This is a genomic window from Paraburkholderia sp. EG287B (assembly GCF_040965595.1).
Taxonomy (GTDB): Bacteria; Pseudomonadota; Gammaproteobacteria; order Burkholderiales; family Burkholderiaceae; genus Paraburkholderia.
Window position 1 is genome coordinate 1 of record NZ_JBFRCG010000022.1, and the last position, 20567, is coordinate 20567.

Sequence of the window (20567 nt, forward strand, 5' to 3'; positions counted from 1 at the left end):
GCGTCAACGATCACCGGTACCCACAGGCCCAGTGCGGCAGAGTAGACGTTCGCGACCAGCGGTCGCGAAGGCGACCTCGCGATCGTCAACGCTTGAGGGTTGATGTCGAACGACCGTTCGTGGCCGTCAAGCGTCTTTGGCTCCAATTGGCGTCAGTCATCTGTCGGCGCCGTCTCCACGGACAGCGGGAAAAAGGTGGACAGCCTGATCGGTACTGCCATCCTGTCTGGCGGGCCACACGTATATGTATCGAAAAAATGCGGCCGATCCCACGGCAGAATTATTTTGCAGTACGAGATATATGCTCCTTCGTGATTACCCTCCACTGGATCGGAGACACTGGCGACGTGGGTCAGCGGCCCGGTTCATCCCCGCTGCGCGCAATCAAGACGTCGCAGCCAGAGGACTTCGGCGGCGACAGCAGTGCGCCATCGGCGCGGCTACCCATCTGCCTGAAGACCGGGTTTGGCGCGGTCGACCTGTGTGGCGGGCGAAATGGCGCAAGACCGTTAGTCGCGTTTTCCTGACGGATGGACTCAGCAGGTGGCAGCGAATGGCGATTTGACAGTTGGCCAGGTAATGTCGAAAAAATGCGCCCGGTGATCGGCGCCCCGCAGTCGGCAACCGTTACGCACGCCCGCCGCGAAATTCACAACGGTCGGCAAGCTGTGACGCCCCCCAGCATGGCCGCTACCCAGACGTCGTGGTCGGCGTCGCGCTGGTGATGGCGCGTGAGTCGCCTGCAGGAAGCGGAGCATCCATCAGGAAGATGGGCGGGTGTCGGGGAACCGTGAATCGTTCAGACTGGCCTGGTCGGCGAAACACCGGCGAGATGCAGGATCTTTGCTGCGACCCTGCGAAAAAACGCGTCGTCCCGTTCCTTCTGGGCAGCATCATCAGCGACGCGATGCTCGATCAGAATGCCACGGCGCTTCATGATTTCCTGAGTACGCAACTTGCGCTCGAGGTAGTCAGGATCGTCGGCGCCCATCGTCTCGATGACGATACGGTGCAGCCGTGCCGCAACGCCAACGGCTGCCACCGACCGGAACGTCAGTTCAAAGTCGGGGCGGCACCACTGGCTCGGCGCGTCGGTCCGCCTCACCTCCCGGTCAAAGAGCGGTTTCCAGAGCGTCACGTCAACGCCGTGCTTTTTTACCCACGCCATGACGTCGAACAGCAATTTCAGCGTGACTCGCTCATACCGGCTGTCCAGAGGTACGGGGCGCGCAAACGAATACGCACACTGCGCGAACGCTTCCCGGACGCGCGCGTTGCCGTCGCGATCGCGGTCAATAACGCTGAGCACCCAGTAGGGCGGCTGCGTCAGTCGCTGATCGCGGCCACCGGCGCGGATACCCTTTTCAGGGCGCACCACACACTCGCCCATGCTTGTTTTCTTGATCGCAACGCCCGCACGAATCTCGTCGGCGACGAACAGCAGGAGCGCGCTGCGCGCCTTCCTTTCCGGCCATACCAGGGCGTCGATCTCCGTCATCTTCCTGTTCAGAGGAGTCCATGGCTTGAAGTAGAGTATCTGCGAGAGTGATAGCTGCGGGCTCAGCGCCTGACCGGCTGCATATGCCTCGAGCCGCTCCCACGATCTGAACTTTTCGTTCAGCGCTTCGACGTGCAGCCGTGCAAAGTCGGCGTCCTCAAGAAGCGTATGCAGGATGCGTCCGAGGCGCGGCAGGCGACGGCCCCGCTCGCCCACGCCGCCCTCTGATCCAGTCGAGCCACCCGGCCGTGCCGCGCCTTCGTTCAGATTATCCAGGTAGTCAAGCGCGTCGCCCACTGGTCTGAGCGGATTGTGCTGGCCAGGGCGCGCGCGATCATCGCCCGGCTCAACGTCTTCCGGCTCCGGCATCTGCCGGAACGACGCCAGGGCGCAGTGGTGCTCGCCGTATTGATGCATGCGCACGAAATGACGCGGACCGTCTTCACGCATCCGGGCAGTCAACCGCGGCCGGCCACCGGGTGCTCTGACGCAGTCGCACTCGAGCCACAAACGCACATGTCGTCCGTCGTGCATCTCTTCGAGCACCGCTTCCACGAGTCTGACGTCCTCAGGCCGCACTTGCTGTCCGTCGCCACAGAACCGCCGCACAGCTGCGGCTTCTTCAGCACCCAGATGTCGCCTCACCGTCCCGGGGTGATCCCGCTCGACAAGTTCCATGCTGCGCTCAGCGTGAAGGTCGGACGGGCATCGCGAAGCTGTGCACGCCCAGGAGCGACGCCTCGCAGTTCCGCGACCAGCCATGCATCTGGCGGGCGAACGGTGGGGTGGATACAGGTGCCCGTGTAGCCGTGTCTGATACAAGCGGTGTCGGTGGCAGAGGCGCGAACGACAGCCGTTCAAGGCGGACGATGCGTGATGAATGACTGCTCATGCGCACAAGACCTTCTTCGGCAAGAGTGCAAAGCATGTCGTTGATCTGCGCCATCGACGTATCGAATCGCCTGGCCAGCTCGCCCGCCAGGTACTCGCGGCTCGACTCCATGATCTCAAGCATTCTTGCAGAATTGAGTTTCATCGGACTCCCCAGGAACAATGCTGAGAATATACTGCCGTCGCAAGGGTCCCGTCGCCGCCTGCGCATGAAAAGCTCGAAGTGCACAGCTGGGAGCACGCCAATTTCGTGCTCACGGACATCGCGCAGGCCGACGCCTTTGCGAAGATGCGCATGCAATTCCTTCGGTGAAAAACACCTGGCGCGCCCGGACGCACGTGCCACCGGTCTGTCTGCAAAGCAGCGCCGAGCGCGCTCGTTGGCGGCGGCTGCCGGGTTCTCCAAGGGGTATCCCCTTGGAGCACGGTATATGTAGACGGAAATGCGTTAGCATTTCCGTCTACATATACGTCGTGCCTCGACCTGCAATCCAGCGCCGTTTGATAGATCACCCATGGATCACGATGAATCAACGCTCAATCATTTCTGGATAGCCTGCGGATCATGAAAGATCGCATACCTAACAGATAGGATGCAGCCTTCGATCATTCGCGCCATACTGTGCCCGTTCCCCCTGACGTGAGCGCTCAAAATGGACGCCCTGATTGCCGTACAACGCGCACAACGCCTTGATGCCCTCGCGGCTGCATCGGATGGCCGGTCCAAGACCGCCCAGCTTCGCGACGTGTTCGAGAGCGTCGAACGTGCCATTCGCTCGGGCGTCCGGTACGCCGCAATCATCCAGGAACTCGCCGCAACCGGACTCGTCTTCACCTATCAGACCTTCGCTCTGACACTCAAAAGAATCCGGCGCGAACGGGGCATCGTGTCCCGCCTCGCGCGCGCGTCACAGGCGGAAACTGGCCCGGCAGTCAGCCGTGCTCCCGCAGATGTGCCAGGGCAGGCGGCCAACCCGGTAGCAGCCGAACGCGGTGTGCCCGACAGTGAAACCGGCGCGGCCCCGGCTGAGGCAGCCGCGCGCCCCGCCGTGCGTGAGCGTCGCCCGATTGCGCCTGTCGGTGAAAGGTTGCCCGACGACTGGCTCACCGCAGAACTGACGCGCGAACAAAAACGCCTGTTGACGCACGAACAGCGCATAGCGCGCGCAGAGGCCACCGTTAAAAGCCTGTGGCCCAACCCGTTCGACCCGGTGCCCCCCGAAAACGACAAACCGGCATGAGCGCCGGTAACTTGGCCCTGCAATCGCGCGTGCAATGAAAAGCCGCCCGGACATGCATCCGGACGGCCTCGTGTGGACTACTCGAATACGCGCGACGCGCGCTCAGTACGGCTCGCCTGCCTCCTCGCCAGGCGAGGCCTGCGCTTCGGACACTCCGTCCGCTTCGGCGGCGGCGTCGCCGTTTTCGTCATCTTCCCCCTCGTCGTCCTCGTGGTAGCCGTACGTGACGCGCTCCGGAACCTCCCGGTTACGCAGCACTTCCGGCAGCCAGCCCGAGTCAGTCATGCGAAGCTCTGCCGCCTCCGCTGCGGCGTCTTTCTTCATGCCGCGCACTTCGCTTGCCGCCTGGGGCGATACGCTTTCGCCCACAACGGTAGCAATCCGGTCTTTCGCCACGTGTTCGAAATACCCGGAGCGCGTCGGCTTCCAGTAGCGCGAAAGATCCACCGCAAGCGTGTTCGAGATCTCGTTCACCGCGTGCGGGCGGTCTGCGCTGCTAATACCGTCCACCGTCGCCGCCACGCAGAACGCGAAGAGATTCGACAGCACGTCCTCGCCCTGTTCCAGCAGCCAGGGCAGCAGGTCTGCCGCGCGCCTGGGCAGCATGCGCGACCACTTTTCACGCTCGCCTTCCAGTGCCTTCCAGGCCACGCTCCCGGCCATGTCGTCGGCATTCGATACCAGCGCCTCGCGCGTCGAGCGCACGTCGATCCTGATCGCGTAGTCGAAATGCGCGCGCCCGTACACGTCATCGAAAACGACCGGAATCATGCGCTGCATCAGCACAGCAAGGGCTACGGTCGGTTGCTGCGCAAGCTCGATCTGGACGGCGGCGGTACGGTGCGCGGTCAATCGTTTGCACAGCTTCTCTCCGTGCAACGGACGCTCCTTCGGTGCGCTCGCCGCACCTGCGCTCACGGCGTGCGTTGCGCCTGCCTGCGCGGTCGCTGCCGCCTCGCGTCGCACCAGCCCGCGCTCAATGCAGACCCGCCCATCGTCATCGAGATAGACATACGCGCCTGCCTGTTTTATCTCTTCCGGGTCGAACGCCTCGAAGCGCTCCGCGTACTGGTCCACCGCAAACGTCGCCGCTGTGGCCTGAGCCTCCAGACGCTCGCCCCGTTCCTCGTCCGGCTCGCCGTCCTCGTCGTAGTACGCATTTAGCGCGGCCTGGGCGGCGTCGTTCGTTGCGGTGAGCGCGGCCAGTTCGGCTTTCTCGGCCTTCGTAGGCTTGCGCGTGGTCGAGCCAATGCGGCCACAACGCAGGATTTCCATTGCCGGATACTGCGTCCGCGCCTCGGTCCAATGCCAGCCTTCGTTTCCGACCGCCTGGGTAAGCTCGATCAGCCGTTCCGTTGCGAGCCGGTGCAACAGTTCGGCATCTTCCAGGTATCCGGCGTTTGCGTCGTCGCTGAACAGGTCGCGCCTCACACGTCCGCCTGCCGCCTCGTAAGCGTCCAGGCCAACAAACCGCGCGAGGGCGCTTTCGCGTGCATCGACTTCCGCGCGCGTGATGGCCTTACGCAACTCGTCCGGTCGACGCTGCCAGTTATTGACGGCTTCGCCCCATACGCGCTCCTGCGTCGCGTGGTCATCAGCCAGGGCCAGCACCTTCGCCTGTTCGTAGTCGAGCCTGTCATCGCGCAACAGGTCGAGCAGTGACGGCGAAAGGTTGGCGATTTTTAGTGCGCGGCGTACCGCAACATCCGGCACCGCGAACAGGGCCGCGATATGCGCCACGCTCCTGCCTTCCTCCGTCAGCAGCCGGAACGCCACGCACTCATCCGCCAGACTCATCGCCTCGCGTTCGCGGTTTTCGATCAGCGACGCGGCCACCGCCTCGCCTTCGCTGACGATCAGCACCGGCACCTGGTAGTCCTTCGTAATTCGCCCCTGCTCAACCAGAAGGTCGAGAGCAGCCAGGCGACGCTGGCCAGCACAGACGCCAAGCTTCGGCGGCTTCGCGCTGCCCTTGATTTCATGCACAACGAGATTCTGAATCAAGCCCTTTTCGGCGATGGTCGCCGACAGGGCGTCGATGCCGGTCGGCGCTTTCTTGCGCACGTTCAGGAATGACAGACAAAGGCGGTTGTATGGAACGTACTGAATTCCACCGGCCGTGTTCGAGGTGGGTTCGGTCATCAGATTTCTCCGGTTCGGCCATCGCTTCATTGCGCGGCACAAGTAAATCATAGAGGTCTTTTAGACCTAATAACGACGATTGAAAAATCTAATTGATTCCCGTTTTCAGTATACATATCCAATTTAAAATCCGGACTCCTTCATTGATATATAGGTCTTTTAGTCCTAAACTAAATATGTGCCTCGCAATGAAGCGATGGCCGAACCGGAGAAATCCGATGACCACTGAAGTTCAAAACCGCGTTACTTCTTCTGTCGTCCCCGACGAGTTGCGCCTGAACGTGCTACCGCGCTACCTCGGTCGTCACTACCTCACCGGCGAATCCATGGTGTATGACTGGGCCGCGCGTCTGTGCAGCAGATACGAGGGAGGTTTCTGGCATTTCTTCTCCCTCTCCAATGACGGCTTTTACATGGCTCCGGCCGATATGGGCCGCGTGCATGTGCGCTGGCATATGAACGGCTACAGCGACATGATGGGCGCGGATGCCTTCGGCATTACCGTCACCCTTTTCGCTCTTTGCCACCTCGCGGAAAAGACGCTTGATGACACGATCATCGAGCGTTACCACCAGCTACGTGAGTTCGCTACGCAGCACGTGGAAGCGGCCAACATCCTGCGCGCCATCGACTAACTGACCGGCCCCGGCCCACGGGCCGGGTTGGCTCCTTCATTGGGGAATCAAATGAACAAGCTTGCAACCCGTTTTAGCGGGAATGCCGTCGCACTGCGTTCGCAGCATCCTTTGACAAATGACCAGATTGCAGAAGTCGCGCCTTCCATTCTTGCCCACACCGCGCACGAAAGCCGCTCGGCGCGCTACAGCTACATTCCGACGGTCGATGTACTCGACGCCCTGCGCAAGGAAGGGTTTCAGCCTTTCATGGTCTGCCAGACCCGTGTGCGCAATGAGGACATGCGCGATTTCACCAAGCACATGATCCGCCTGAGGCATTAACCGCAAGCTTGCGGTTAATGGCGTAATAAAAAGGAGGCCGTAATGCAGAGGAAACGGCCCGCTAGTGCGCTGATTGGCATATCGGATATTTTCCTGCTTCGCATTACGAGACGGCTAAAGGGAATCGAGCCAATCGAGGAGATTCGGGTTACGTCGCCAACGCGGCGGACTGCGAGGCCGGGTTGCCTGATCCATTTGTTCAAGAGCGCGCCGCTTGGTCTCGATGTTCGCGCGCGCGTAGCGATTTGTCGTGTTGAGACTCACATGTCCGAACCAGCTTCTGATCACGGTGATGTCAACTCCGGCGGAGACGAGTTCGACCCCGACCGTGTGGCGAAACGTGTGCGGGTGCACGCGTTTCCGCCGTAAAGACGGTAGCTCGTTCGTCGCCGTCCGCAAGTACTGCGCGAGCTTGTACCGCACTCCGGCGGCACTGATTGGGAAACCGTAACGATTTACGAACAACGGTTCGTTCTCCGGTCTTGGGTTTCGTTCGAGCAACGCAGCCAGCAAGGCCGCCGTTTCCGGCCAGATCGGACAGATGCGCTCCTTGTTGCCCTTACCACTTAGCTTCACCTGTTCCGGCGCCGTCAGACGGATATTGCATGGACGCAGACTCAATGCTTCCTGGATGCGCGCGCCAGTGTTATACAGGAAGGCAAGAAGCGTGTAGTCGCGTTGTCCCTCTGGTGTCGAGCAGTCAGGCTGGCGCAGGATCGCCTCGACCTCCTCGATGTCGAGGTACGCGGGTTCAGCAATCGGCCCTCTCTTGGCAGGGATGCGCAATACGGCAGCGCATTGCATGGCCGCCAACGGTTCCCGGTCTGCGATGAACCGGTAAAAGGAATGGAGTGCTGCCAACCGGCAGTTTCGCGTGCCTATCGAAGTATGTCGCTCTGATTCGATGTACTTAAGGAACGCGAGCACTTCATCAGCGGTCAATTCGCTAAGATTGATTGAGCTTACCGGGCAGTGCCGTCGTGCAGCGACGAACCGCAAGTAAAGTCGCCAGGTATCGCGATAGGACAGAATCGTGTGTCGCGAACAGTTGCGTTGCTCAGCGAGCCACTCGTGGAAGAACGCATGGAGCCAGTACGCGAGAGGTGCCATTTTCATGATGATTCTCCCGGCGAACGCAGCATGCTCGCATTGTGACGCCGATAGCGCTCACTTGCCTGTCGGAGCAGTTCTGGAGAGATATTCAGGTATGCGAGTGTCGAGCGGATATCCTTGTGACCCAGATAGGCTGCCAGATGCGGTAAGCGATCTTGAGGATTGATGCCAGCTCGATACCATTGCATCATCCGATGCCCAACAAATGTGTGCCTAATATCATGAACCCGTGGCCCTCGATGACCATGCGCGGGTTTAAGCCCTGCCCGACGGATTACCTCGGTCAACATCCATTCAATTAGCCTTTTGCAATATCCCGAGCGACGCAGCGGCGACCACCACAAGGGGGCTCCCGGGGTGATCGGTGCACCGAACGCCGCGCGTGCTTCCACATAGGCGCGTAGGACGTCGAGCGCGCTTGGCGACAGGGCCAAGCGGCGCGACTTAAAAAACTTCGTCTCGCGGACCACGAGCAGCCCACGGGCGAGATCCAGATCGCCGACGGTTAACGATGCGATTTCGCCGAGCCGCAAACCAGCACAGTATGCCAACGTCATCATTGCGTGCAGCGCGACTGGCCGTAGAGGTGCCTTCGGTGAAGGGAATGTGCGAGCCGCATCGAGCAGCATACGAATCTCAGCTTCGGTAAAGAGATATGGGCGCCGCTCCTGCTGGGTCAGTCGGCCATACAATCCTGGCTCTATGAGCAGAGTCGGAACCTCAGGGGCCTTTCGGCGTAACGCCTTTGACAGCGCGACTCCACATTGCTGAACCAGGTACTGATGCCGCAAGCCGGGGCTTTCGTTACGCCAGGCATCGAGTTGCTGCCGAAGCGGGACAGTTGCCAATGCCGGATGTTGCTGCAGGAAGCGGTCGAAGCGCTGCAGATCACTCGCGCGCGTGTCGTACCGGTAACCCAGTGACTTCATCCGTCCAACGTGCTCCTGCATCGCAGGGCCAAGTACGCTGCCCCAAACGGGCAATGGAATCAGCCGTCGCAGAGCGCTTCCGTTGTCGTCTTCGAGCAAGGCCCGAACAACCGGGCCGATCGATCGTCCGTAATGCGCGTACAGTTCCAGCACGGGATGCGAACCACCTCCTGCGTTCGTGCGCCATTCTAGGTAGCGGACGACTACGCGCGCCCGGTTTTCCACGCCACTCAATGGCGATTTTTGGATTTCCTGTCGCATCCAAGTTCGCAGGACTTCAATCGCGCTTTCCTCGTCCGGAAGCGTTTTGTCGGACATGAAGCTCTCAAACTTCCGCAAGGCACGAGCGTAATCGCTACGCGTCTCAGGTCCTATCGACAGCGTGTCGAGGAACCTGCAGATAAGGTCTTTGCTAATCATGTCGCCACCTCTTGCGGGAGATCAAGTGCGACTGACCGTAAATCGTCAGTTGCCAGCTTGAGATACATTGCTGTACCTCGCACACTGTAATGTCCCAGGATATCTCCGATCACCTTGATCGATACGCCACTATCCAGCAAAGACTCTGCCCGGCTATGCCTCAAGACATGAACCCCGCGTTTTCCTGTCAGCGATACTCCTGCGGCCTCAGTGGCGTGGTTCACCACACGATGAAGACCGGCATGCAGTGGCCCATAAGGCGCGACCGCCTGCACAAATACTTCTCGCGTTGACGTCGGGGGACGACCGCACTTGAGATAGTCGAATAGCGCATCGGCGGGACCACGTAACAGTGGCAACTCCGAGCACGCACCTGTCTTTGTATGTCTGATGTGAATCCGTTCATGCCGCCAGTCGATGTCCGACAGGCGCAATCCACGGATCTCTCCGCAGCGAAGGCCATAGGTCGACAGAAGCATCAGAATCGCATAGTTACGGATACCTAATGGTGAGCGATCACATCGGGAAACTACCAGCACCCGATCGAGGTCACTTCGAGGGATTGTCGTCGGAATAGCCTCGTGCTCGTAGATGATAGGCCCATCAATGGCGTCTGCCAGATCCGTTGCGATTTGATTGCTGTCGAACAGGTAGCGCAGTACACCACGTAACGCGCTTATTACATTTGCCTTTGACCGCCGCTTCATCACGACGAGCCGCGATGCAATATAGGCATCGAGGTCCGGAAGATGTAACGTTTCGAGGCTTGTTCCATGAACTTGCAGCCACCTCAGAAGAGAAACCATTTCGAAGCGGTTATTTCTGCGCGTGTTAGGAGATAGCCCGCGCATCTCCGCCATCCATGTATCGTAGCTACGCACCAAATCGAACACGACGATATCGTGGTCAGTTGTCGGCACCACCTCTGGTGGCCACTTGTCGTTGTGGACCAGTCGCAACAGCATCTTGATAGCGGCGCAATCTTTCCTTCTGCTGCCGACGGGTCGCGGATGTTGGTCACGTAGCCGCTTCAGGTTTGCGAGATACATGTCGACGTCCGACAGAGATACAGACTCGATAACTTTCCCTCGACGCTCCAGATCGAGAAGGAAGCATCGCGCAGCAAAGTCGTATTGCTTCACGACCCTGTGACAGTAGCCTCCCTCCTGGAGACGATGCCTCAACAGATCAAGCCACGGACTTGAACAAGGTACCGATCGATACATGATGACCTCCTTTCCTGGCGGAAGCGCGAGCGTCAGAATTTTCGGTTCAGGAGGCTGTCAAATAATGCCGAGTTGAACAGTCAAAACCTACGCTCAGCACCGAGGTACACGATACTCCTTCGCATTACGGCTTCCTTTTTATTACGCCACGCCGACCAGATCGGCGGCCGCGAAGCCAACGAGGTTATCCTGGTCAACTCGCACAATGGCGCATCGAGCTACCAGATGATCGCCGGAATGATTCGCTGGGCCTGCCAGAACGGCATCGTATGCGGCAACGTGACGAACGATATCCGCATCCCGCACAAGGGTGATGTGATTGGCGAGGTCATCGAAGGCGCATTCAAGGTGGTGAAAAGCTTTGATGAGACGGCAGAGCAACGCGAAGGGATGGCGGCAACGGTGCTCGATGAGGGCGAACAGGTCGCCTTCGCCCGCGCAGCGCTCGCGTTGCGCTACGACGAGGGCGCGCCTGTGCCAGTGACGGAACGGCAGATTCTCGCGCCGCGTCGTGTCGAGGATCAGGGCTCCGATATCTGGACCACCTTCAACCGTGTGCAGGAAAACATGATTCGCGGTGGGCTGCATGGTCGGAACGCGAAGGGCAAGGCGACCACGACCCGAGCGGTCGCGGGCATCGATCAAAACATCCGTCTGAATCGTGCCTTGTGGGTGCTGGCTGACGAACTGCGCCGCCTGCGCGGCTAACCGGACCGCCCCGGCCTCCCGGTCCGGGCGCACCCATAAGGGGAATTCACATGGATCCGCTCAACACCCGTCCTACGTGGCTGTCCGCCCTGCTGCCGCTCCTGGCTGTCTGGCAGTACGGAGACCGTGGCATCGTTCGCGGCGAACTGTACCGCATGGCCCTGTCGGCTGACGCGGCGGCACAATCCGCCGATGCGCTCCGGCGCATTGCCAGCATGCTCGATCACAACGGCAATCCGGCAGAGATGCGTCGCGAGGAGTTGCGCGCCATCGCCCGCGTGGCCCTGGCTGGTTTCGAGCGCGTGCCGCCCTGCGCACCTGTTGCCATGCTCATGGAGCACGACGGGGATCTGCATTAAACTTTGGTATCCTTAGTAATACTCAACGCCCGCGTAGAAATCGCGCGGGCCTGTGAGGCAACCATGACTGCCGTCTTAACCATTGCTGAAATCGAACAGGCAATCAACTACTGGTGCGCACAGGAATCGCGTGGCCAGGGCGGCGCTCTGTGTGCGAAGGCGCGCCCCCTGGCTGACGTGTACGGCCTGATGATCTACGAGCGCGCCACGTCTGTAGCGGTGTCGCGGCTCACGCCTAAACAGGTCGACGCCGTCCGCACGGCGCTTGGAAACCAGCAACCGCCACCGCGTTAGCCTCGCGATCTGTCGCGACGCTAACCGGACTGCCGCGCGCTGGCGCCGCTCCCCCTGCAGGCCAGGAGGTTGGATAATCGCGGGAGCATCGCGCGCGCCGCGCGCCCGGATCGAGGCGCACGGGGTCCCCCATGGCCGCATCGTCGGACATGGGGAGAGCGCCGGCGCGCCGCGTCAGCGGCGGGACGATCCGGGTCAGCCCGGGCTGACCACCAACCGGGTCGTCAAGCGCCCACAGGGCGCGTGTATCCCCCGCGGCGTAAGCCGTGGGGGCTGGATAATTGCGGGAGTGTCGCGCGCGCCGCGCGCCCGGATCGAGGCGCACGGGATCCCCCATGGCCGCATCGTCGGACATGGGGAGAGCGCCGGCGCGCCGCGTCAGCGGCGGGACGATCCGGCATAGCCCAGGCTGACCACCAGCCGGGTCGTCAAGCGCCCACAGGGCGCGTGTATCCCCCACGGCGTGAGCCGTGGGGGCTGGATGATCACGGCAGTGTCGCGCGCGCCGCGCGCCCGGATCGAGGCGCACGGGGCCCCCCATGGCCGCGTCGTCGGACATGGGGAGAGCGCCGGCGCGCCGCGTGAGCGGCGGGACGATCCGGTATAGCCCAAGCTGACCACCAGCCGGGTCGTCAAGCGCCCACAGGGCGCGTGTATCCCCGCGGCGTGAGCCGTGGGGGCTGGATAATCACGGCAGTGTCGCGCGCGCCGCGCGCCCGGATCGAGGCGCACGGGTCCCCATAGTCGCATTGTCGAAAATGGGAAGAGCACCGGAGCGCCGCGTAAGCGGCGGGACGATGCGGTATAGCCCAGGGCGGCCACCAGCCGGGCGCGTGTATCCCCCGCGGTGTAAGCCGTCGGGACTTAATCGTCACGAAGTACGTGGAAAAATAAGCGGTTCGAGGGAAGGATGAGCTATCAAATTGAAATCCGGGCCGCCTGCCTGCGATCGGCGGAGGACGGCTGGGAACAGCCGAACGGAGCCGAAATTCAGGAGGTTATCCGTCGCACCGGCTTGCCGGGACGCGCGGTTGCTCGTTATCTCGGCTTGTCGGATAACGGCGGTCGGCAGGTGCGCCGCTGGATCAGCGAAGACGCCGCAATCCCTTACTCGGCTTGGGCCTTGTTATGCGACCGGGCCGGGCTCGGGTGTATCTGGCGCCCGGCAGCAGACCGCGCCGGGCCGGATCCACTCCCATGACCGTGCACCTTTCGCCCGAACCGACTCGAGGGGATGCTTTATAGATGCAGTTGGCAATCGGGAAGCGAGAACGGGAAAGCGGGTGGGTGACGCACGATCTCATCGACACCCGCCGCGCGTCGGCGGATTGCGAGGCGGAAGTCACTCACCCGCTGGTGACGACCCCTGAGATTTGCGGCATGTGATCCATCGCGCTTGAAACAAGCAGGTCGGCGCCATTCTCGCCTGCCTGGGCGCGTCTTGCCTCCTGCTTCACGACGCGCGGGTTCCGTAACGCATAGCGGCGATCGCAATGCGGCGCGTTCTAACAGCTATCGAATCGATCCCTGGTGATGCCGACTATACTGATGCGGAATTTCGCGTGCACGCGATGCGAAATCTCAGCCAGGAAAAATCGGCATTCTATTTTCAATGCCAATCGATCAGGTCTCTCACGCACCCGACCTATAACTCGGCAATACGAACGAATTGTTGTGAAAGGTGAATACCCGTCATGAAGCGAGATCGAATGGCAGATCGATGTGCTCGCTATCAATCAGCTAGTCGTCTCCAATCGAAAGGCAAAGCGCGGAGGTGCATCCGCGACGCGGCACCTTCAGCGGCCGCACGAGAAGCATGGTGGTGAAACGGCCTCGGTTAACGCAACGACCGCGAATGCGAGCTAGAGGGAAATGCTTGAGCAGGTCTACAAGGTGTGAAGCCGAGAGCTCGCGTACCGTTAAGCCTTGGAGACGGCCTTCGCTTTGGTGCGCAGAAACACGAACGAGTAGAGCGCAAAGGATAGATCCTTATGTGCCAGCACTTCCGACTCATGAATCGTCGCCGGGTTGAGCTTCACCCGCTTGATGGCCAGTTTACCGGCCGCGGAGGCGATAAAGGCGCGCATGAAGTCCTTTTGCGCCTTACCGTCTGCCTTGTGATACGCCTCACGACCGAGGTCAGCATTCTCGACGGTCTGTGTTTTGCTGCGCTCCTCTGCCGCCTCGGTGCTTGCGGCGACGGCCGCGGTCGCCAGTTGCTTCGCGCTGGATTCCGACCTCTCCTGCTCCCGCTGCTGTTGCTGTACCGTTAGCATTTTGCGGTCAGCATCCGATAGCTTGTAGCCATCAGTGATAGCTTTTAGCAGGTATGCGCCCGGACTCTTCTTGACTTGGCCGGAGTCGACCTTGGCGCGGGTGTACTCGATTGCCTGGAGAATGCGCTCATCCGACCACACGGCTCGGTTTTGCGAGATGGTGTTGAACTGCTTTTCTGTGAAGCCGAATTCGTTCTTCAGCGTCGTGTATATCTCTTGTGCGCCAAGCAGGCTCGCTCGAATGGCTCCAGCGGTTTCCTTTCGCGTCAGCCTGAAACGAATCCGGTCAATCTTTTTCGACTTCGGGCTCACGGTGCGAGTCTCGTAGCTCAGATCGATGTCCGAGACTGCGTTTATCTGCTTAACCGCCTTGTCGAGGTTGTCGCGTTTGAAATACTTGAATTCGGTTGCAGTCGACGCAGCCCTCCCTGGCCAACCACGTACCACATCGACTTCGATCCACTCGGTTATGCCTTCTGCCACGTAACCGATGACGTGGTCGTAAATGGCTCGAGCATAGGTGAGCGTGAAGGCAGAGGTGATTCTCAGGCTCAACCAGTGCGACTTGACCGGGTCCTTGATGTGCGGAATGAGCGGCTCAGGAACCGCAAAAGTGATGCGCCCTTTGTCGATACCGACGATACCGATGAGCTGTACGGACACCCACTTCTCGTCCTCCGCGGACGTACTGCCAGGGGGCGAGGCCGAAACCTGAATTAAGGCCTTTTGAGCCTCGGACACCACTGTTCGCAGGTGCTTGTAGTTGTAGCTGTCATAACGCATGAGCCATCGGAAGTAGCTCAGCTCGACATCATAGACCTTTGGGGTGGTCGGCTCCTGCGCCACGATGAAGTGCGCTGCATCCAGGAGTCGCCTGGCTGTAATGCCCACATCGGTAATGTCGATAAAAACGTTATTACGCTGATAGCCAATCTCCTTCGTTGATTCATTGATTGGCGTATCGGTGCCGAGCATCTCCTCGAACAGCTCTAACGACAGCTGGCGCGAGGTTGCGCGCGTCATGATGTTGTTTGCCATCGAGGTCCCTGTCCCTAGTTGCCAGTCGCGCAGACTGTAGCACGCGTAGGTGAGATGTCAAAACAAAAAGACTCACCATGACGTGGATCGTTTCAACAATTTTGATCACCATCCTCTAGGCACATGCCCGTTCAACAAATTTGCTCACCTTTCTGGTTTCGAGAGGCTGAGGGTCCCGGGCGACGGTTGTATGTTTTTCAAAGTCTTTTAAAAAGCAAAACCAACGAACAAACAACAGGGAAAAGCAAAGATTCGTAAAAACAATGGGTTAGACACGTGTAGGTGAGCGATTTTGTGCTTGAGGTGAGGACTTTTGTTGGCCGAAAGTGAGGGGAAATCCATTGCGAGCGTGAGAAGTTTACCAGCGCCAGGTGAGTGATTCTGTGGCTGAAGATTGACGGTGAGCATTTTTGTTGAATGTTGCACCCGATTGCGTAAAGCCTTACCTGGCGGGGTCTTCGGCCGAAAACCGCTCGAAATGGGTGAGTCGTTTTGTTGAAGCATGGTGAGTGCTTTTGTGGCGCGGCAGCCGCAGGGCTGCTCGGTTTACCGGCATGAACCGTAACAAGGTTCGCCGCGCGGCAGGTTGCGGTCAGGGCACTGTGGATAAGTCGATAGCCGGTGGACGATGGTGAGCACTTTTGTAGGCGAGTTGCCGTCGACCCTGCGTTCAACGCCGCTGCAACGCTTAGGTTATGGGCTGCCGGGAGACTTACGACCACGCTGCGGAGGAAGCTTCTGGGGCAAAGGTGCCTCGCGTTGTGTGCCAAGGCGATATGCCTGGCATTGGATGGTGAGAGAAATTGTTGAAAATGCGCGGCAAGGCGAATCAATTGGCAGACTTCAACAATTCTTCTCACCCACCTTCACCCCCTCCTCCACCGACTCCTTCAACGCATTTCAACAATTTCTCTCACCATGAAACGTCGGAATGCTTGCGCACGAACCGGCAATTCTTGCCCTTCCGTTCTTTCGTTCAATCTTTTTGTGTTGTTTTCCAAGGGGTTAGGTGGAAAATTTAAGAAACTCGCTTATCTGGAAGCGATTTTTCTAAAGTTTTCGAGTATTCTACGCTTCGTCCCGATTTCAGGTGAAAGTGTAAAAACCATGTCTAAAGCCGAATTTCCTGCTATCACACGCAAGGTTCCCCTCGCGAAGATCGCCAAATTTGCGAAAAAACTGGACGGGCTGACGGCGGAGCTGCGCGAGCAAATTCTCACGCCGAGGCCGCGAAAGGCGCCGCCAAACTTTACGACTGCCGAAGTGGCAGACCTGTGCGGCTTGGACCGAACCAAGCTCCACTACCAAGCGACGCGGGAAGGAAGTGCGTTGCCGCCGGGCGTTGCGCACGGCACGGGCCGTAGCCGCCTGTTCACTTTGGCCGAGGCGCGTACCTACGTACAACAGTTGTCGGAAATCTATCAGTCGCCGCTCGTGACTGGTCGCGACGCCGACGGCAAGATTCTTCTGGTTGCCAACTTCAAGGGTGGGTCGACGAAGACCACGACGACGATGTGCATCTCGCAAGGGTTGTCGTTGCGCGGACGGAAGGTGCTCGTGGTTGACTTGGACCCGCAGGCCTCTCTGTCTGAACTCTGTGGACTCTATGCCGAGAACGAGGTCGACGAGGATTCGACCGTTCTGCCTTTTATCTATAACGAGGAGATGGAAGGCGGTCTGGAATCTGCAATCAAGGAAACTTATTGGGACGGCTTGGATGTAATTCCCGCGCATCCATCGCTGTTCAGTGCTGAGTTCTTCATCCCCTCGATGCTTAAGACTCGCCCGAGCTATCAGTTTTGGGCAATCCTGCGGAAAGGCCTGGAGCCGCTGCGCAAGAAGTACGACTACATCATTCTGGACACAGCTCCCTCCCTCTCGTACCTCACATTGAACGCATTGATGGCGGCAGATTCGATGGTGATGCCCTTGGTGCCGGAGAGTCTAGACTTCATCAGCTCGGTATCGTTCTGGGGGCTGTTCTCGGATATTGCCGCGAACTTCATGGAGAAGGAGTCAGACAAGGTCTACGATTTCATCTCCGTCATTCTGTCGAAGGTGGATACAAGCCCGACGTCGTCAGCACCCATCGTTCGCTCGTGGACGCAACGCGCCTACGAAGACTGGCTGACCACGACTGAGATTCCGGCGAGTTCGGTGATGAGCAACGGCGCGCTCGCTCTCTCGACAGTGTTTGACCTCAGCAAATCCGACGGGGTCTCAAAGACGGTGCAGCGTGTACGCCAACCGTTGGTTGAATACTGCAGGTGGATTGACAACACGTACGTCGACGAATGGAGTCTCGCACAATGAGCAGTATTCGTGACCGGATGGCTCTCCAAACCGCCAACCTCCGGAAGACGTCCTCAATCTCTGACGATGAGATGGACGCGGCTAAGCCTGTGGTTGAGAAGCCGAAGACAGGGCCTGGGATGGCAGGAGCCTTGGCAGCTGCACAACTCAAAATTCAAGAGTTGGAAGCGAGCGGTGGCCAGGCAACGATTCCCGTTGCGGAGGTTGTGCCGAATCCATGGCAACCGCGGCGGATTTTTGTCGAGGCTGAGCTTTCGGATCTTGCCGAGTCTATTCGCGAAAAGGGGTTGGTTCAGCCGGTGGCAGTTCGGCGCGTTGACTCCGGCTATCAGCTGGTTGCTGGTGAGCGGCGATTGCGTGCGCACAAAATCTTGGGCATGGAGCAAATCAAGGCCGTCATAGTCGAGTGCTCCGATGAGGATATGGTTGTTCTCGCGTTGGTCGAGAACATCGGGCGATCCAACCTAGCCGACTATGAAATTGCGATATCGCTGCGTCGTGCGGAAGCAGAGTTTCCGAATCGAAAGCGGCTCGCTGAGTCCCTCGGTATGTCTCGCACCGGACTGTATCAGTTCTTGGCGTTCGACAAGCTGCCTGATTTCATTAAGGATCAATTGGACTTGCAGCCCGCGCTGCTTGGGTGCAATGCTGCAGAAGAAATTGTGTCGGCTATCAAAAAGCATGGCGCTGCCGGTTTGGCTGCGGCAAAGGACTTGTGGTCAGACGTTGTCAAAGGAGAAATTCTTCAGGGACGATATGCTGCCGCGATCGTAGCGCAAGCCACCCGTCAGGGTTCGAGAGCGGCGGCCCGCGAGCGGAGCATCGCGAAGTTCTTTTCGGGAAAGGAACAGGCCGGGAGCATTACGAAGGACGTGAACTCGTTCACCGTCAAAATCAAGACCGGGTCGCTTAGCGAAGTTCAAGAGACTCGAATCCGGCAACTTATCAGCGAGCTTTACAGGGAAGAACCAAGCGCGCAGCAGTAATCGAACTTATTGGACAGAAGCCCGCAACTTTGCGGGTTTTTTTTCGTCCCCAAAGCGATACGCCCGTAACACTAGAGTGTCGGCAATAAGGGAAGTTACAGGGAGCGCTCGGAGAGCGCGTGCCCGCGAGGTTTCGACGCGCTGAACCCCAGATGGCGCCACGACTCGGGCGACGTCGTGCGGTGTCAGTAGTACCGGCACTTCGGTCTTTCGTTGCGGCCTGACCCGCGCTGCACGTTGTACCTCGAGCGGATGTCGAGGTGTCAGTATTACTGACGCGCTGAACCTCCGGATAGCGCCATGGCTCGGGCGACGTCGTGCGGTGTCAGTAGTACCGACACTTCGGTCTTTCGTTGCGGCCTGACCCGCGCTGCACGTTGTACCTCGAGCGGATGTCGAGGTGTCAGTATTACTGACGCGCTGAACCTCCGGATAGCGCCATGGCTCGGGCGACGTCGTGCGGTGTCAGTAGTACCGACACTTCGGTCTTTCGTTGCGGCCTGACCCGCGCTGCACGTTGTACCTCAAGCGGATGTCCAGGTGTCAGTATTACTGACACGCTGAACCTCCGGATAGCGCCATGGCTCAGGCAACGTCGTGATGTGTCAGTAGTACCGACACTTTGGCGACCTGTGCTTACGTCGACTGCAGGTTAGGTGTTGCCTGAATGAGAACAGGCTTGAACGAGGCCTGACTGTCTGGAAGACATTCCGTCGAATAGACCATGTGACGGAAGAACACGCCAAGCAACTCGAACGCCAGTATCCATGGCCTCCAGTGTTCCCGTCATCCTGACTTGAGGTCGGTCGCTAGGCGCGCCCAGCTAGTGCATCGCCGTCCGCCAAATGCTAATTCAAAGCGCCGCCGCCGGCCCTTCGCCGGCACGGTGTCGGCGAAGCCACGCGGGCCCGTGGAGCTTCTGGCTTGGCATATCAGAGACCCGCCGGTTCAGCGCGCCGGCAACTTTGCATGATGTCGTTGAAACTGACCGGAGAAGGAGGTGCCGGCATTTACCGTGAGCCGTGCGAGGCGAGCTGCAAGTCGTTAGCAGCCTGTTTTGCGCGGGGATGGTCGCGCGCAGCCGGCGGTCGGGGCGGCCGAGATGCCGCGGTTCAGTCTTGCCTGCGGTGTGCGGGTGCGAATCGTGGTGTTGGCCCGGAAGTGATCGTTTGGCATGAGCAGGAAATATCATTCATCAAGCCTCCACGCCAGCATCAACTAATAACTTCGAGGTGGCGCGCACCGTCCGGCACCGCATCGACCACCAGCCGGCGGTCGAAGGTGGCCAAGGCGCCCTCATGCAGGCGCGCGAGCGCGAGCAGGTACGTGTCGGTCACCTGGTCGGTCGCGAGGATGCGGCTCGCGGCGACGTGCTCCCGATCGAGCAGGCTCAGGCCGTTAGACCAAAAGATGTGGCTAGGAGGCGCGCGCAGCTTTGCGACGAGTGGCGCGACTGCGGCCGGCTTCTCAATTGCTTTCGGGTAGCGCGATGATGCGCACGCCGTTTTCGATCAACGGGCAGGTTGCCCACGCCGGGTGGTTGACCCGACCGAACCATTCGTGTGCAGCTTCGTGCTGTACGTGCCCGGCGTCGAGTAGCGCAATCAGTACGTTGATGTCAAGCAGATACGCCATCAGGGTGCCTCGTCGCGCATCTGGTTGACGGGTTCGGGCGTGACGGAGCCGGCGGTGTGAGCATGGCAATACCGGCAGGCCGTCGCGCGTGGTGGCTGCGACTGAAGGGCGCTGCAGCGCCGTGCGGGCGAGCTGCGAGATGACGCGGCCGATCGACACGTGCTCGCGGTCGGCGCGCGCGCGGGCGAGGGCGAGCACCTCGTCATCTATATCGAGGGTGGTTCGCATACAGGGGCCTCCGCAGATACCCGGTTGTTTCACACCCGTCAGGATCGTCGGGTTCGCATCAAGCATCAAACATCATTCAGGACTCCTTCTGACTTGGGCTGCGTTCTCCGGTAATCTGCGATGAACGACAAAAACCGGTTGTTGAGATCCGCTCTAGGCGGCACTTTGCGAAACCCGATCGCGATGAGGGCCTAAGAAAGCTAGGGAACCTTCAGGCGATAATAGGGCCAATCTGTCGTCCCCGTGAAACATTCCAGGGCGCATGCCGTGTCGGCGAAAATCGTTGTCTGGCAAGGCTCCCACAGTGATCG

The 20567-nt window shown here is 59.7% G+C and carries 17 protein-coding genes and 1 pseudogene; 9 read left to right on the forward strand and 9 right to left on the reverse strand.

Features of this window, described 5'->3' with window-relative positions; all coding sequences use genetic code 11:
- Nucleotides 1-799 precede the first annotated feature (799 nt).
- Both AB4Y40_RS33550 and AB4Y40_RS33555 read right to left on the reverse strand, forming a co-directional pair.
- The gene (locus AB4Y40_RS33550) at nt 800-2176 is read right to left on the reverse strand and encodes a hypothetical protein (protein WP_368691502.1); all 1377 of its coding nucleotides are present in this window, start codon (nt 2174-2176) and stop codon (nt 800-802) included.
- A gap of 7 nt (nt 2177-2183) precedes the next feature.
- Nucleotides 2184-2534 (reverse strand): hypothetical protein, encoded by a 351-nt coding sequence (locus tag AB4Y40_RS33555; protein ID WP_368691503.1) that lies wholly within the window; start codon nt 2532-2534, stop codon nt 2184-2186.
- A 508-nt stretch (nt 2535-3042) separates the two neighbouring features.
- On the opposite strand from AB4Y40_RS33555, the gene AB4Y40_RS33560 reads away from it, so the two are divergent.
- On the forward strand, nt 3043-3630 hold the full coding sequence (locus AB4Y40_RS33560) for a hypothetical protein (protein WP_368691504.1): 588 nt from the start codon (nt 3043-3045) through the stop codon (nt 3628-3630).
- A 102-nt stretch (nt 3631-3732) separates the two neighbouring features.
- On the opposite strand, the gene AB4Y40_RS33565 is transcribed toward AB4Y40_RS33560, so the two are convergent.
- Entirely contained in the window at nt 3733-5772 is a 2040-nt protein-coding gene (locus AB4Y40_RS33565; RefSeq protein WP_368691505.1) for a ParB/RepB/Spo0J family partition protein, read from the reverse strand.
- Nucleotides 5773-5990: 218 nt separating this feature from the next.
- Here AB4Y40_RS33565 and AB4Y40_RS33570 point away from each other — a divergent pair, with 218 nt between their 5' ends.
- On the forward strand, nt 5991-6407 hold the full coding sequence (locus AB4Y40_RS33570; RefSeq protein ID WP_133189267.1) for an antirestriction protein: 417 nt from the start codon (nt 5991-5993) through the stop codon (nt 6405-6407).
- A gap of 51 nt (nt 6408-6458) precedes the next feature.
- Nucleotides 6459-6728, forward strand: a pseudogene (locus AB4Y40_RS33575) (DUF932 domain-containing protein); the annotation flags it as partial.
- A 117-nt stretch (nt 6729-6845) separates the two neighbouring features.
- On the opposite strand, the gene AB4Y40_RS33580 reads toward AB4Y40_RS33575, so the two are convergent.
- Genes AB4Y40_RS33580 through AB4Y40_RS33590 form a run of 3 tightly spaced genes read right to left on the reverse strand, consistent with a single transcriptional unit; the run spans nt 6846 to nt 10335 of the window.
- Nucleotides 6846-7847, reverse strand: coding sequence for a tyrosine-type recombinase/integrase (locus tag AB4Y40_RS33580; RefSeq protein WP_368691506.1), 1002 nt, complete (start codon nt 7845-7847; stop codon nt 6846-6848).
- On the reverse strand, nt 7844-9193 hold the full coding sequence (locus AB4Y40_RS33585; protein ID WP_368691507.1) for a tyrosine-type recombinase/integrase: 1350 nt from the start codon (nt 9191-9193) through the stop codon (nt 7844-7846). Before AB4Y40_RS33585 ends, AB4Y40_RS33580 begins: the two co-directional genes overlap by 4 nt.
- Nucleotides 9190-10335: a site-specific integrase gene (locus AB4Y40_RS33590; RefSeq protein WP_368691508.1), complete on the reverse strand. Its 1146-nt coding sequence runs from the start codon at nt 10333-10335 to the stop codon at nt 9190-9192. The genes AB4Y40_RS33585 and AB4Y40_RS33590 overlap by 4 nt, the downstream gene beginning before the upstream one ends.
- 195 nt (nt 10336-10530) lie before the next feature.
- Here AB4Y40_RS33590 and AB4Y40_RS33595 point away from each other — a divergent pair, with 195 nt between their 5' ends.
- From AB4Y40_RS33595 to AB4Y40_RS33610, 4 genes are all read left to right on the forward strand, one after another.
- Nucleotides 10531-11127: a DUF932 domain-containing protein gene (locus tag AB4Y40_RS33595; RefSeq protein ID WP_368691596.1), complete on the forward strand. Its 597-nt coding sequence runs from the start codon at nt 10531-10533 to the stop codon at nt 11125-11127.
- Nucleotides 11128-11177: 50 nt separating this feature from the next.
- A complete protein-coding gene (locus AB4Y40_RS33600) occupies nt 11178-11486 on the forward strand; it encodes a hypothetical protein (RefSeq protein WP_368691509.1) in 309 nt (102 codons plus the stop codon).
- Nucleotides 11487-11549: 63 nt separating this feature from the next.
- Nucleotides 11550-11780: a DUF3717 domain-containing protein gene (locus AB4Y40_RS33605; RefSeq protein WP_368691510.1), complete on the forward strand. Its 231-nt coding sequence runs from the start codon at nt 11550-11552 to the stop codon at nt 11778-11780.
- Between the two features lie 910 nt (nt 11781-12690).
- Nucleotides 12691-12981: an XRE family transcriptional regulator gene (locus AB4Y40_RS33610; RefSeq protein ID WP_133189253.1), complete on the forward strand. Its 291-nt coding sequence runs from the start codon at nt 12691-12693 to the stop codon at nt 12979-12981.
- Nucleotides 12982-13699: 718 nt separating this feature from the next.
- Here the strand turns inward: AB4Y40_RS33610 and AB4Y40_RS33615 are convergent.
- Nucleotides 13700-15094, reverse strand: a complete 1395-nt coding sequence (locus AB4Y40_RS33615) for a replication initiation protein (protein WP_368691511.1) — start codon at nt 15092-15094, stop codon at nt 13700-13702.
- Nucleotides 15095-16201: 1107 nt separating this feature from the next.
- On the opposite strand from AB4Y40_RS33615, the gene AB4Y40_RS33620 reads away from it, so the two are divergent.
- Both AB4Y40_RS33620 and AB4Y40_RS33625 read left to right on the forward strand, forming a co-directional pair.
- The gene (locus tag AB4Y40_RS33620) at nt 16202-17407 is read left to right on the forward strand and encodes a ParA family protein (protein ID WP_133189279.1); all 1206 of its coding nucleotides are present in this window, start codon (nt 16202-16204) and stop codon (nt 17405-17407) included.
- Entirely contained in the window at nt 17404-18393 is a 990-nt protein-coding gene (locus AB4Y40_RS33625) for a ParB/RepB/Spo0J family partition protein (RefSeq protein ID WP_133189249.1), read from the forward strand. Before AB4Y40_RS33620 ends, AB4Y40_RS33625 begins: the two co-directional genes overlap by 4 nt.
- A gap of 1214 nt (nt 18394-19607) precedes the next feature.
- Here the strand turns inward: AB4Y40_RS33625 and AB4Y40_RS33630 are convergent.
- Entirely contained in the window at nt 19608-19730 is a 123-nt protein-coding gene (locus AB4Y40_RS33630) for a hypothetical protein (protein ID WP_281282816.1), read from the reverse strand.
- Nucleotides 19731-19860: 130 nt separating this feature from the next.
- Nucleotides 19861-20256 (reverse strand): hypothetical protein, encoded by a 396-nt coding sequence (locus tag AB4Y40_RS33635; RefSeq protein ID WP_368691512.1) that lies wholly within the window; start codon nt 20254-20256, stop codon nt 19861-19863.
- Nucleotides 20257-20567: the final 311 nt, after the last annotated feature.

Bases quoted from the DNA above. Each gene is read 5' to 3' on its own strand.
- AB4Y40_RS33550 (WP_368691502.1), bottom strand. From the start codon at position 2,176: ATGGAACTTGTCGAGCGGGATCACCCCGGGACGGTGAGGCGACATCTG.
- AB4Y40_RS33555 (WP_368691503.1), bottom strand. From the start codon at position 2,534: ATGAAACTCAATTCTGCAAGAATGCTTGAGATCATGGAGTCGAGCCGC.
- AB4Y40_RS33560 (WP_368691504.1), top strand. From the start codon at position 3,043: ATGGACGCCCTGATTGCCGTACAACGCGCACAACGCCTTGATGCCCTC.
- AB4Y40_RS33565 (WP_368691505.1), bottom strand. From the start codon at position 5,772: ATGACCGAACCCACCTCGAACACGGCCGGTGGAATTCAGTACGTTCCA.
- AB4Y40_RS33570 (WP_133189267.1), top strand. From the start codon at position 5,991: ATGACCACTGAAGTTCAAAACCGCGTTACTTCTTCTGTCGTCCCCGAC.
- AB4Y40_RS33580 (WP_368691506.1), bottom strand. From the start codon at position 7,847: ATGAAAATGGCACCTCTCGCGTACTGGCTCCATGCGTTCTTCCACGAG.
- AB4Y40_RS33585 (WP_368691507.1), bottom strand. From the start codon at position 9,193: ATGATTAGCAAAGACCTTATCTGCAGGTTCCTCGACACGCTGTCGATA.
- AB4Y40_RS33600 (WP_368691509.1), top strand. From the start codon at position 11,178: ATGGATCCGCTCAACACCCGTCCTACGTGGCTGTCCGCCCTGCTGCCG.
- AB4Y40_RS33605 (WP_368691510.1), top strand. From the start codon at position 11,550: ATGACTGCCGTCTTAACCATTGCTGAAATCGAACAGGCAATCAACTAC.
- AB4Y40_RS33610 (WP_133189253.1), top strand. From the start codon at position 12,691: ATGAGCTATCAAATTGAAATCCGGGCCGCCTGCCTGCGATCGGCGGAG.
- AB4Y40_RS33615 (WP_368691511.1), bottom strand. From the start codon at position 15,094: ATGGCAAACAACATCATGACGCGCGCAACCTCGCGCCAGCTGTCGTTA.
- AB4Y40_RS33620 (WP_133189279.1), top strand. From the start codon at position 16,202: ATGTCTAAAGCCGAATTTCCTGCTATCACACGCAAGGTTCCCCTCGCG.
- AB4Y40_RS33625 (WP_133189249.1), top strand. From the start codon at position 17,404: ATGAGCAGTATTCGTGACCGGATGGCTCTCCAAACCGCCAACCTCCGG.
- AB4Y40_RS33635 (WP_368691512.1), bottom strand. From the start codon at position 20,256: ATGCGAACCACCCTCGATATAGATGACGAGGTGCTCGCCCTCGCCCGC.